The 12,506-nt window shown below is 35.8% G+C and carries 14 protein-coding genes; 3 read left to right on the top strand and 11 right to left on the bottom strand.

Annotation, left to right across the window (positions count from 1 at the left end; genetic code table 11):
* Nucleotides 1–13: 13 nt before the first annotated feature.
* From accB to pdxA, 5 genes are all read right to left on the bottom strand, one after another.
* Nucleotides 14–508: an acetyl-CoA carboxylase biotin carboxyl carrier protein gene (gene accB, locus JF259_RS09930; RefSeq protein ID WP_199115167.1), complete on the bottom strand. Its 495-nt coding sequence runs from the start codon at nt 506–508 to the stop codon at nt 14–16.
* A 26-nt stretch (nt 509–534) separates the two neighbouring features.
* Nucleotides 535–1,527 (bottom strand): beta-ketoacyl-ACP synthase III, encoded by a 993-nt coding sequence (locus tag JF259_RS09925; RefSeq protein WP_199115166.1) that lies wholly within the window; start codon nt 1,525–1,527, stop codon nt 535–537.
* A gap of 180 nt (nt 1,528–1,707) precedes the next feature.
* Nucleotides 1,708–1,911 (bottom strand): 50S ribosomal protein L32, encoded by a 204-nt coding sequence (rpmF, locus tag JF259_RS09920; RefSeq protein WP_199115165.1) that lies wholly within the window; start codon nt 1,909–1,911, stop codon nt 1,708–1,710.
* Nucleotides 1,912–1,920: 9 nt separating this feature from the next.
* Nucleotides 1,921–2,460, bottom strand: a complete 540-nt coding sequence (locus JF259_RS09915) for a YceD family protein (protein WP_199115164.1) — start codon at nt 2,458–2,460, stop codon at nt 1,921–1,923.
* A 73-nt stretch (nt 2,461–2,533) separates the two neighbouring features.
* Nucleotides 2,534–3,580 carry a 4-hydroxythreonine-4-phosphate dehydrogenase PdxA gene (gene pdxA / locus JF259_RS09910; protein WP_199115163.1) on the bottom strand — a complete coding sequence of 349 codons (1,047 nt, stop codon included), beginning with the start codon at nt 3,578–3,580 and terminating at the stop codon, nt 2,534–2,536.
* 66 nt (nt 3,581–3,646) lie between these two features.
* Here pdxA and JF259_RS09905 point away from each other — a divergent pair, with 66 nt between their 5' ends.
* Nucleotides 3,647–4,246: a riboflavin synthase gene (locus JF259_RS09905; RefSeq protein ID WP_199115162.1), complete on the top strand. Its 600-nt coding sequence runs from the start codon at nt 3,647–3,649 to the stop codon at nt 4,244–4,246.
* Here JF259_RS09905 and JF259_RS17805 read toward each other — a convergent pair.
* On the bottom strand, nt 4,243–4,431 hold the full coding sequence (locus tag JF259_RS17805) for a PID-CTERM protein-sorting domain-containing protein (protein ID WP_394370595.1): 189 nt from the start codon (nt 4,429–4,431) through the stop codon (nt 4,243–4,245). The two genes, JF259_RS09905 and JF259_RS17805, sit on opposite strands and share 4 nt — an antisense overlap.
* A 271-nt stretch (nt 4,432–4,702) precedes the next feature.
* The gene (locus JF259_RS09900) at nt 4,703–5,998 is read right to left on the bottom strand and encodes a DUF5690 family protein (RefSeq protein ID WP_233164209.1); all 1,296 of its coding nucleotides are present in this window, start codon (nt 5,996–5,998) and stop codon (nt 4,703–4,705) included.
* Nucleotides 5,999–6,233: 235 nt separating this feature from the next.
* Between JF259_RS09900 and JF259_RS09895 the strand changes: the two genes are divergently transcribed.
* Complete coding sequence (locus JF259_RS09895) at nt 6,234–7,313, top strand: zinc-binding dehydrogenase (RefSeq protein ID WP_199115160.1); 1,080 nt, start codon at nt 6,234–6,236, stop codon at nt 7,311–7,313.
* A 17-nt stretch (nt 7,314–7,330) separates the two neighbouring features.
* Here JF259_RS09895 and JF259_RS09890 read toward each other — a convergent pair whose 3' ends face one another.
* Nucleotides 7,331–8,293 carry an alkaline phosphatase family protein gene (locus tag JF259_RS09890; protein ID WP_199115159.1) on the bottom strand — a complete coding sequence of 321 codons (963 nt, stop codon included), beginning with the start codon at nt 8,291–8,293 and terminating at the stop codon, nt 7,331–7,333.
* A 374-nt stretch (nt 8,294–8,667) separates the two neighbouring features.
* Here JF259_RS09890 and JF259_RS09885 point away from each other — a divergent pair, with 374 nt between their 5' ends.
* Complete coding sequence (locus tag JF259_RS09885; protein WP_199115158.1) at nt 8,668–9,252, top strand: helix-turn-helix domain-containing protein; 585 nt, start codon at nt 8,668–8,670, stop codon at nt 9,250–9,252.
* A gap of 10 nt (nt 9,253–9,262) precedes the next feature.
* Here the strand turns inward: JF259_RS09885 and JF259_RS09880 are convergent, their stop codons facing one another.
* From JF259_RS09880 to JF259_RS09870, 3 genes are all read right to left on the bottom strand, one after another.
* Nucleotides 9,263–10,054, bottom strand: a complete 792-nt coding sequence (locus JF259_RS09880) for an SDR family oxidoreductase (protein ID WP_199115157.1) — start codon at nt 10,052–10,054, stop codon at nt 9,263–9,265.
* Between the two features lie 16 nt (nt 10,055–10,070).
* On the bottom strand, nt 10,071–10,895 hold the full coding sequence (locus JF259_RS09875) for an amidohydrolase family protein (RefSeq protein ID WP_199115156.1): 825 nt from the start codon (nt 10,893–10,895) through the stop codon (nt 10,071–10,073).
* A gap of 138 nt (nt 10,896–11,033) precedes the next feature.
* A complete protein-coding gene (locus tag JF259_RS09870) occupies nt 11,034–12,482 on the bottom strand; it encodes a tagaturonate reductase (RefSeq protein ID WP_199115155.1) in 1,449 nt (482 codons plus the stop codon).
* Nucleotides 12,483–12,506 lie beyond the last annotated feature (24 nt).

Genomic DNA, 12,506 nt, shown 5'->3' with positions numbered 1-12,506 from the left:
GAATTCTGAATTTTTAAGATGGATCTACTAAAAATAATGGCTGATCGAATTCCACAGGAGAAGAATCATCCACTAATATTTTAACTATCTTTCCTGAAACTTCAGACTCAATCTCATTGAAAAGTTTCATTGCTTCAATAATACACAGGACATCTCCTTCGGCTATGGTTTGTCCAACCTCAACAAACAACGGTTTGTCTGGTGCGGGCTTTCTATAAAAAGTTCCTATTATTGGTGACTTGATAGTTATGTATTTTGAATTATCGTCAGCTAATGGAGCTGATGCCGAGGTCTCAGCAGGTGCTTTTTGCTCTGTTGCCGGAGCAGAAGCTACAGCTTGAGGTATTTGAGGTTGTTGTTGCACCGGAGCATAATGTATTGCTGTTGCAGCATCAGGCTCAGATCCCGTTTTAATGGTAATCTTAATATCGTCCATCTCCAATTTAACCTCACTTGCTCCAGATTTGGCTACAAATTTGATTAAGTTTTGAATTTCTTTTAATTCCATAATTAAGCTTATTTGTTACTGGTTAGTTAATTATATGCCCATTTTAAATAAATGGATCCCCAATTAAATCCGCCACCAAACGCGGCAAATATTATATTATCTCCTTTTTTTAGTTGTGTTTCGTAATCGTTTAAAAGTAATGGTAATGTTGCAGATGTCGTATTACCATACTTATCTATATTTATCATTACTTTCTCTTCTTCTAATTCAATACGTTGTGCAGTAGCATCAATAATACGCTTATTAGCTTGATGAGCTGCTAACCAATCAACGTCGTTTTTGGTTAAATTATTACGTTCTAATATTTTTACGGTCGCATCGGCCATATTAAAAACCGCATTTTTAAATACGGTTCTGCCTTCTTGAAAAGCATATTGCTTTCCTTCTTCCAATGCTTCAGGGGTTACAGGATAAGACGATCCGCCATAGGTAGCTTGCAAGAACTCTCTTCCAGTACCATCACTCCGTAAATATTCGTCTTGTAATCCAAGGCCTTCTTCATTTGGCTCGAACAATACAGCTCCTGCTCCATCTCCAAAAATAATACAAGTAGCTCTGTCTTTATAATTAATTATTGACGACATTTTGTCGGCACCTATTAAAAGCACATTCTTGTAGCTTCCCGATTCGATATACTTAGCTGCTACGGACATACCGTACAAAAAGCTAGAACAAGCTGCATCCATATCAAAAGAAAATGCATTTACAGCACCAATTTCAGAAGCTGTGTAAGCTGCTGTAGAGGCTGCTTTCATATCGGGCGTAGCAGTTGCTACAATAACAAGTTCTATATCTTTTGGATCTATACCTTTTTTATTAATAAGGTCTTGAGCCGCTTTAATTGCTAAATAAGAAGTTCCTTTTCCAACGTCTTTAAGGATGCGACGTTCTTTGATACCAGTACGTGTAGTAATCCATTCATCGTTTGTATCAACCATTGTCTCTAGAATTTGATTGGTTAATACATATTCCGGCACATAGGCACCTACAGCTGTAATCGCTGCTGATATTTTACTCATAACGTTATAGTTAAGCGATCATAAGATCATTCAAAAACTGAACAAAACGTTCAAAATTTCTTAAAATACACCAAGTTTTGGCATAATAAGATGCAAATTACGTGATTTTGCCTTTTAGAAAAAACTTATCATAAAAAAAACGCTCACATGTGAGCGTTTTATTATATGCGCGCATAATATTTATGCTACGTTTTCTACTTCTTCAGAGTTGTCAATTAATACTTGACCTCTGTAATACAGTTTTCCTTCATGCCAGTGCGCTCTATGGTATAAGTGAGCTTCACCTGTTGTAGGACATGTAGCAATCTGTGGCGCAGTTGCTTTATAGTGTGTTCTTCTTTTATCTCTTCTTGTTCTAGAGATTTTTCTCTTAGGATGTGCCATTTTTTATATTTATTTACCCGTTAATAGTTTTTTTAATGTATTCCAGCGAGGATCTATATCCTCAATAGTTTCTTTTTTATCTTCAAGCTTAGGGCTTAATTCTTCTAATTTTTCAAGTATATCTGAATTTAATGTTCCATCTTCAACACCTGGATGCACACGTTTAATTGGTACCGAAAGCACAATTAACTCGTAAACATATTGCTGAATGTTAAGTTCATATGCGCCATGGGGTAGGATAAGAATGTCGGTGTTTTCGTCATCATACGCTTCACCAAACTTGACTACCAAGTTAAACTCATCCTCAATAACCTGATTAAAAGGTTCGTTGGTTAGGTCGCAATTAACATTAACAATGCCAGACATTTTAAATTGTAATTCCAGTAAGGCAACTTTCTTAACCAGATTTACACAAATATCAACATTTACATCATTAAAATCATCATACTCAAAATATTCAAAGAACGCTTGTCCAACTTTGTACTCAAATAGATGTGTTCCGATCTTTAACCCTATAAAAGGAATTACAAACTCTTTCAATGGCTTCATTATCACATCTATTTTGAGCCTGCAAATATATAAATTTTTATTTAAGCAACATGACTTATAAACATTTTTTTGTTTATATCTTTCGGTGCGTCTTTTTTAAGGGGTTGGCCATAAGGTTCTCATTATCAGCTCTGTTTTTAAATATTTGTATTGCTGTAAAAACTGCTTCCTTAAACGAGCTTTCATCTGCAACACCTTTACCGGCTATTTCGTAAGCAGTGCCATGATCTGGCGAGGTTCGCACTCTATTTAAACCTGCTGTAAAATTAACACCCTGCCCAAATGACAACGTCTTAAACGGAATAAGGCCTTGATCATGGTATGAAGCTATTATGGCATCAAAATTCTTATAATTGTTAGATCCAAAAAAACTGTCGGCCGCATAAGGACCAAAAATCAATTTTCCAGATTCCTTAATCTTTTTTAGGGTAGGCCGCATAACAACATCATCTTCATTACCAATAACCCCATTATCTCCTGTATGTGGATTAATTCCCAAAACGGCTATTTTAGGTTTCCTTATGTTAAAATCTTTTTGAAGCGACTTGTAGACTATATCAATTTTTTTCTCAATCAAATCCGAAGAAATATGTTCAACGACATCCTTAACGGGCACGTGATCTGTAAGCAAACCTACCCTTAGCGAATCGGTCACCATAAACATTAAACTTTCTCCATCTAATTGCTCTGCCAAATAATCGGTATGTCCTGGAAAATTAAAGGCTTCCGATTGTATATTATGTTTGTTGATAGGTGCTGTTACCAACACATCTATTTGTTCATTTTTTAAGGCTTTAGTAGCTCGTTCCAACGACTTAACCGCAAAGGCTCCAATTTTAATATCATTCTTACCAAAACTTATATTCACAACATCATTCCAACAATTAAGAACATTTACCTTTCCATGGACCAATTGATTAAGATCGTTTATGCCATTAAAATTGATTTGAGACTCAAAATGCTTTTTAAAAAAGCCCATGGTTTTTACAGAAGCAAAAATAACCGGTGTACAAAACTCTAAAATTCGTGCGTCTTCAAATGTTTTTAGAATAATTTCGGCTCCAATACCGTTTAAATCCCCTATTGATATCCCAACGACTATATTTTCTGCTCTCTTCATTAAAAATGATAACTAATGTTTGTAATTTTGAAGATACAAATTTAACTAAATAAACAAACGAACACTATGTTTACCGGAATAATTGAAACCCTTGGTGTTGTGACAGACCTAAGAAAAGAACAAAACAACCTCCACATAACTATAAAAAGTGCAATCACCCCAGAACTAAAGATTGACCAAAGTGTGGCACACAATGGTGTTTGCCTAACGGTTGTTAATATTAATAATGACGAATATACTGTTACCGCTATTCAAGAAACTTTAGCCAAAACCAGTTTAGAAACCTTAAACATAAATGATCTTGTAAATTTAGAGCGCGCTATGAAGCTTGGTGACCGACTAGATGGGCATATTGTTCAAGGCCATATAGACCAAACGGCAATTTGCACGAATATTGAAGAAGCAAACGGAAGTTGGTTGTTTACTTTTAAATACAACGCAACATTAAACAATATTACCATAGAAAAGGGTTCCATAACCGTAAATGGCACTAGCTTAACTGTTGTTAATTCTCAAAATGACTCTTTTAGCGTTGCTATTATACCTTATACTTATAATAATACTAACTTTAAGGCACTCAAAAAAGATAGTCTAGTTAATTTAGAGTTTGATGTTTTGGGAAAGTATGTAGCCAAACTGGTTAGTTTAAACGCAACGGACAACTAAAAATTATTCTTTAATAGTTTTTTGGCACCATAAAACAACCCAACACATATTCCAATTAAGATTCCACCATCAATAGGAGTTCCCGGCGGCGTAACAGCAGGAGGGGGCGGGGCTTGCGCAACACATACAAAACTTATTAATACAAATAAGATTGAGGCAAATATTCTTTTATTTTGTATTATCATCCGGCAACAAAACGTATTAATAGCTATTTAACAAAGTACCATAACCCCAAAGGTAACCCAAGAGATTAACTCAAAAAACATTCATAACCGCTATTAATCAACCTAATTTACAAAAGCTGAAACAATAGAAAAAAACAATCCCTCATTTTTTTCACTTTATTCGACAAATATATAGATTTTAATGCAAATTGCACTCCAGCATCTTCCATTGTAAGATTTTTACAAAAAACGTAAGGCTATAACCAATTACGTTCTCAACAAAAGAATTGGCCTATTTTAAACCGGGCACCAAATGCTCTTTTCTTTTAGCATATTTGCTCTTAAAATACACCATGGTTAAAATTGAACCTATAATTACGACGATAGACGCATTAATATTTATCTGCTCAAAAAAACTAACCAAGGAACCTTTATTGTCAATAAGCTCTTTGTAGAACAATATAAATACGCTACCCAAATACCCTAAAGCATCGGCTGTATAAAACAAAAAGCCCACATTACCTTTAGCCCGTAAAAATGCAACCAAACGCTCAAAAATCAAGCAATGAAATAAAATATATGGCAAATACACCCCAACACCCGTTGCAATAATCCACGCAACTGGCGAAACTAAAGCCTCCTTAAATAAAACAGAGGCAATTAAAATAAGTATGCCGCCAGAGGCTGTCAACCACATGCTCCAATTAAATGCTTTATAACTATCTCTTAACAAAACGCCAAAAGCTGCAATCACCAATACTATTATAGCAACAGGAACCTCTGTTAAAGTGATCAACCCAGGCTTTTGCGCATATCCAAGTTCACTCCAAAACTCTACAATAAAATTATCCCTAAAATCACGTACAATTGTCAATAGTATATATATGAGCACCAATCCAGAAAAGCCAATACCATGTTGTCTTAAAAACTCCTTTCGCTCATTCTTAGTCATTGGCAATCGTTTCGATCGTTCTTTAATATCTTCCCTAGAAGGTTTTTTGGAGATCCCCAACATCAAAACCGACACTAAGAACAAAGGAAAAAACAACAATCCAGTTATAAAAGGCATCATATTTTCGGATATATTTAGATTCTGTATTAGCATTACACCTACGGTCTTTACTAATCCTGTTGAGAAAATAAAGGTAGTGCTTAGCCCAGCCGCCAATAGTTCCGTGTTTTTTCGTCCTTCTAAGTATGAAAAAACTACACCAAATACCATTCCCAGCGGTAACCCATTAAAGAATAAGGCCAAAACTTTTACAACAGGAGGGGCGTAGGCAAAAACCAATAACATCAATAAGGCAAAACCAACCAAACCGATAAGCCAACCCCCTCTTTTTTGGTGGGGCATTTCTGAAATAACCTTAATACCTAAGAACTTAGAACACAAGTATCCCAAAACCTGACTAATAACCAAAACCGTTTTAGCATCCATATTAAAACCAAACCCCAAATCCAAATACTGGCCTGCCAAAAAAGACTTTCGAACCGCATACATACCGGTGTAACATAAAAAGGCAGCTACCATTATCCACAACGTCGAGAATCGCCTTGCTTTATCAATAAAAAATGTTGGAACTTTCAAAATCATGAGCTTTTAAATAAGCCTCAAATGTAAATGCGACATATTACCGCAACCTTAAGAGAATGTAAACAATTGGAAAGATTAGATTAAATTTTCTTTAAAAGAAAAAATATGTGTCTTAAAAAACAGCATTTGACCAAAAAGCATGACATTATGCTTATATTTGATTGTTTGTTTTTCCTTTTAGGAAAAATAAACACACAAAGAAGAAAAGAAATTAACAACCACAATTTAAATGTCAATTAACAAAGAAAGCAATACTGTCGCTGCAAAATTTCAAGTCTTTGAAGCTTCGAAAAACCCTTTTTCCTTTAAAGAAAAAGAATTTTCCAAAGCATTAGCTCCTAAGGAAACTCTGGTAGAAATTAAGCTGTCTACTATTTGCGGATCGGATATTCACACCATTGAAGGAAAAAGAAAAGAAGACGCTCCTTGCATTCTAGGTCATGAAGCTGTAGGTGAAATTATTGCCACGAATGGCAGAGACGGTTTTTCGGTAGGTGATCGGGTTACATGGACTATAGCAGATAGCTGTGGCCAATGTCCAGCTTGCACAGAATATGGTTTGCCAGAAAAATGCGATCAACTATTTAAATACGGTCATGCGTCCATATCTAATGGCAGTGGTTTAAACGGTTGCTACTCTACCCACATCCTCATCAGACCTGGAACCCATATGGTAAAAATCCCTAATAGCATTAGCGATTCTGTTGCTGCACCCGCTAATTGTGCTTTGGCTACCATGGTTAATGCTGTATCTAAAATTAGTGTAAACCCCAAGCGAGCTGTCATTCAAGGAGGCGGACTCCTAGGATTATACGCATGTGCCCTCTTAAAAAAAATGGGCGTTTCTCAAGTTTATTGCTTGGAAGTAAATGAGACTCGTTTTGATTTGATAAAAAAGTTTGGAGCTACTCCTGTAGACGCTAAAAATTCACAAGCCATAGACTCTATTTTAAAACAAGCAGGTGATGGTGTTGATGTGGTTTTTGAAGTTGCTGGCATAAAAGAGCTGATACCCCAAGGGATTCAATTATTGCGCCCAGGAGGCGACTATATTTTAGTAGGGTTAGTGCATCCCAATTCCGAGCTAGGAATCACAGCTGAACAAATTATAAGAAAATGTATAACCATTAAGGGGGTTCATAATTATGCGCCATGGCATTTGGAGGAGGCCGTTGCTTTTTTAGAAAGAAACCAAAGCATTTTTCCTTTCAAAGCGCTTGTAAGCCCTGCTTACAGGCTAAAAGACTTAAAGACTGCTGTATTGGAGGCCAAAACACAAAAATGGATGCGAGTATCTATTAAACCTTAGCTTTTTTTGATTGTCTATTATTCAAAAATAGACTCAGGCACTTCTCCTACCCAAGCTTTTGGGGTTTCAGAAAAACCAAAAAGACGCATAATTACAGCCGCTGTATTGGTATTGTTATTAGGCTCGGTTAACAATGCCCCTTTTTTTATCCCTGGTCCGGTTACTGCCCATGGCACATTCATTTCAACTGGACTCATGCCTCCGTGACCGTTCTCCTTGCCTCCGTGATCTGTTATTAACAAAAAGTGTGTGTCTTTATACAGTCCTTCAGACTTAAGATCGGCTACCAGCTCACCAATAGCTTTATCAGCTTCCTCAATAGCCGTTATGTACTCTGGCGACATCCATTTATGTTTATGCCCCGCATGATCTGTATGCACGGAATACAAAAAAATCAATGTGGGGTTCTGACGGTTCCGTTTGGCAAAATTTAAAGCTTTGTTATAATTATCGTAGTACATATCATCCTCTTGAAAATTAACCTCATCCAAATATTTCTGATTGATCGGATTAATTAGATTTCCCCAATTGTAATAATAAGCTGTCTTCATATTAGGCATACTATCTTTCAAAATTTTAAAAATAGAAGGATAATAGCCTTCAGCATCTGTTTCTATAGCCGGTAAAGCATGTTTTTGTAAAGTCCACCCATTTCCATCTACCCCATGCTGCTCTGGTCCACTACTTGTTAAATGACTTGTCCAATTAGGTAAGGTTACAGAAGGCATTACCGTTCTTGTTGTGAAGGAAATAACACCATCTGCCATTAATTGGTCCAGATTAGCGTGTTTGGCTGTTTTATAACCCGGTACACTCAACCCGTCTAAGCCAATAATTATCACACGTTTTGCCAATTTTGTAGCTTGTTCGTTTCTCGATGCACTTTTAGATGATTTACAACCCACAAAAGTTAAAGCTGAAAAAATCATAACAGCTAAAAAACATACACTAATCCCACTTGAATTCATTCTTGTTTTCACACGTTTAAATTTTAGTAATTAATTGATTTTATTGTAATTATAAAATTAAGAACGTGTGCAACCACTCCTTACACTCGTTCTCTAAACATTCGCTTTTGTGAAAAAATGCTTAAATTTTGTTAATGTTCGTTTCTTGTTTAAATTTTAGTAACTATCTAATATAAAAATCAATAATAAAAGACAACGCCTCAAACCTCAATTTGAAACAGTTAAGTGCTAAAATATGAAATATTTCACAAAAAGAAATATTTTTTCTTTAAAAGAAAAGAATGAGCTTCCAAAAGTATGTTTATTACTTACTCTCCTTCTAACCAACCAAGGTAAATAAGACAAATAAAATATATGTAAATTTACCATCTTTAACCAGACACCTTATGGATAACTCCGAAATAATTGCTTCTTGGATTGGATCAAAAATAAAAGACATTAGAAAGGAGCAAAATCTAAACTTAAGTGCGCTCTCTGAAAAATCGGGAATTAGCATTGCTATGATTTCAAAAATAGAGAACGGCAGGGTTTACCCAACACTTCCTTCATTACTGCAACTTTTTGATGCTCTTGAAATTAACTTAAACACTTTCTTCAACGATTTTTATATTAATGATCATTTCCCGGGCTTTATCTTTAAAAAAAGGGAAGACTACAAACATGTTAATAAAGAAGAAGACTCTGAAGGGTTTAATTACGAAACCATATTATCCCATACTATAAAAAAATCCATGATGGAAATTTCGCTTTTAACTTTAAGCAAAGATTCTAAGCGAAAAAAACTCACCACGGACGGATTTGAATACATCTATCTACTAAAAGGATCTATAGATTACGAATTAGAATCCCAGACGTTTAAAATGGAAACTGGGGACTCCCTCTTTTTTGATGGTCGTATGCAACATGTACCCCATAATACAGCCAATGAAGACTCCGTTCTTCTGGTTATTTATTTTATATCAGCCTCTTAACAGATAACACTTACTCTGTTAATAAAGCGCGGTCTAAATGCACATAGCCACCATCTACAGTAATAAATTGCCCTGTAGTATGTGATGATTTCTCAGAAATAACAAACAGACACGTATTGGCTATTTCACTTGGTGTCGTCATCCTATTTTCTAAAGGTATTTTCTTTGTAATGGATTGAAGCTTTTCCGCTCCGTTTTCTAAAGTTTTAATCCAATTATCGTATGAAGGCGTCCAGCTTTCGGCAATAATAATGGCATTGACCCGAATCTTATCCTTAATCAAATCAACTGCCCATTCACGTGTTAACCCCAACACGCCCCCTTTTGAAGCAGCATAACCAGATGTGCCTCCTTGGCCAGTAAGTGCAACTTTAGAACCAATATTAAGAATGGCTCCCCTTGAAGTTTTTAAATATTTTAAGGCGTATTTTACCACTAAAAAATAACTCACCATATTCAATTTTAGTGAGTTCATAAATTCTTCATAAGATGCTTCAAAACCAACACCGTCATTCACCCCCACATTGTTAATCACGACATCTATTTTTCCATACTTACTTGCAATAATCTGCACTGCTGTCTCAATTTGCTCTGCTTTGGTGACATCGGTTTGGCAAAATATGGCGTCGATACCTTTTTTCTGGATTTCATTAACGTACTCAAACCCTCTGCTATTTCTATCGATTATTGCCGGAATAGCGCCTTCGGCAACCAAGTGTTGCAAAATGGTTTCTCCAATACTACCTTTAACCCCAGCTCCCCCAGAAATGACTACTACTTTTCCCTTTAACCCTAGATCCATTTGAAAAAAACTGCTTTTATTTTAAATTATAAAACCGAATAGCATTATTGCCCATAATCGCTTGCTGTTCTTCGTCTGAAAGTGAGGCTACAAAATTCACCACCAAATCTTTTACTTTTGAATAGCTTCCAGCCAACAAACACACCGGCCAATCTGATCCGTACATTAATCTGCTTGTTCCAAAGGCTTCCAGTACTAATTCCATATAAGGTGTTATTTGAGTTGGTGTCCACGTGTTAAAATCAGCCTCCGTAATCATTCCTGAAAGCTTACAAAACACATTTTCTTGTTTTGCTATTTCTTTTATCAATATTGCCCAGCCATCATAAAACCCATCTTTAATATAAGGCTTCGCAATATGATCTATCACAAATTTTTGATTAGGAAATTGCTTTACAAACTCCAGAACCGCTCCTAACTGATGGGGAAACACCAATATATCATAACACAAATCGTATGTCTCTAGTTTAGAAATACCTCTTGTAAATTCCGGGCGCAACAAAAAATTAGGATCTGGCTCTCCTTGCACAATATGCCTAAATCCTTTTAGCTTTTTATGATCCTTGTATTGCTGTAATGTGTCATCAATATTCTTAGTTCTTAAATCAATCCAACCAACAACACCTTTTATAAATTCATTTTTTGAAGCTAGATCCAATAAAAAATCTGTTTCTCCCAACGTTTGATCGGCCTGAACAGCGACACAGCCATCTACACTATTTTCTTTATAAATTTTCTTTAAATCTTCGGGAGTAAAATCCTTTTGAATTATCGGATCTCCTATCCAGTCATGTCTTTTGGGATCGTAAATCCAAAAGTGTTGGTGTGAATCTATAATCATAGTTACTGTGTTATTGTTGTTTTTTCTTCGGTTGCTAAATTATTTATTTGTTTGGAAGGCACATAAAATTATGTCAGATTTAAGTATAAAAACCCTTTAAAATCATTTCAACTTTAAATTTATTGGTTTATTCTAAATTTATTTCTCAACATCCTTTACAAGATCTCCCAAAGCTTGTTTCATTCCTTTGTTTACAATATCATTTAAATATCTGCCAACTGTATCTTCAAAACCTTCTATTTCGGTTAGATCAACTTCCCAAAAATCAGTATTAGACAATGTCGCTTTTACAATGCTCGAAATGCTGCCAGATGACCACTGTTCCTTAAAAAAGGCTAAAGCAGACTGGTCGTCTTTTAGGGGGATGGATTCTCCACGACTTTCACCTTTATAAAAAGCAATCAGTGCTGCCAGAGAAAACAAGAGTCCTTGCGGTAGGGTTTCTTTTCTTTTAACGTATTCCAGTATCGATGGCAACACCCGGGTCTTAAATTTAGAGATTGAATTTAACGAAATACTTAGCAGGGCATGCTCTAAATACGGGTTCCTAAAACGGTCCAACACATCGTTAGCAAATTTCTCTAATGTTTCTTGTGGCAAATCCAACGTTGGACAGATCTCATTAAAAATAACATCTTTAAGATAATGTCCCACAACGGGATCTTCTATAGACTCTCGCACCTTATCAATGCCATACAAATACCCTACGGGTACCAAAGAGGTATGAGCTCCATTCAAAATCCGAACTTTACGGGTTCGGTAAGGCTCCATATTATCGGTAAAGACAATATTCAATCCACATACCTCCGCCGGCATCTCCTCTTTAACTGTTTCTGGACCCTCGATAACCCACAAATGAAATTGCTCGCCTTCAACTACCAAATTGTCCTTGTATCCTAATTGTGCCGTAATATTATCTATTTTTTCACGGGGATAACCGGGAACGATCCTATCGACCAAGGTGTTGCAGAAGATATTATCGTAATTAATCCACTCAACAAAATCGGCACTTAAATTCCAATCTTTAGCATATTGCAATATGGTTCGCTTTAAATTATCACCGTTTCTATCGATTAATTCGCAAGGAATAATAATCATTCCTTTGTCTGAAGCACCTCCAAATGTTTGGTATCTTTTATACAACAAAGCAGTTAACTTAGCCGGAAAACTGGATGGTGGCGAATCTGTCAGCTTGTCGTTTGTATTGTAAGTGATACCTGCTTCGGTTGTATTGGAAATAACGAAACGTAAATCTGGATTGTTGGCAATTTCCAGATAGTCAGCATAGTCGTTATACGGATTAACACCTCGTTGGATACAATCAATTATTTGATGTTCACTAACGGGTAGCCCATTCTTTATTCCGTTTAAGTACAGCGTATACAGGCCATCCTGATCGTTTAGCATTTTTACCAAACCTTGTTGTATTGGCTGTACAATAACAACACCGGCATCAAAATTGGCTGTCTTGTTCATTTCATGAACCATCCAATTAGCAAAAGCCCTTAAAAAGTTACCTTCACCAAATTGAACAATGCGCTCTGTATATGTGTTTGTCTTTACCTTACTTCTATTTAATAAATCCATTTACTTTTTACTTAAATCATTTTT

This window comes from Snuella sedimenti, assembly GCF_016428595.1.
In the GTDB taxonomy this organism is placed as follows: domain Bacteria; phylum Bacteroidota; class Bacteroidia; order Flavobacteriales; family Flavobacteriaceae; genus Snuella; species Snuella sedimenti.
Note: the sequence above shows the minus strand (reverse complement) of the source record. Positions and strands in the feature narration are given on the sequence as shown.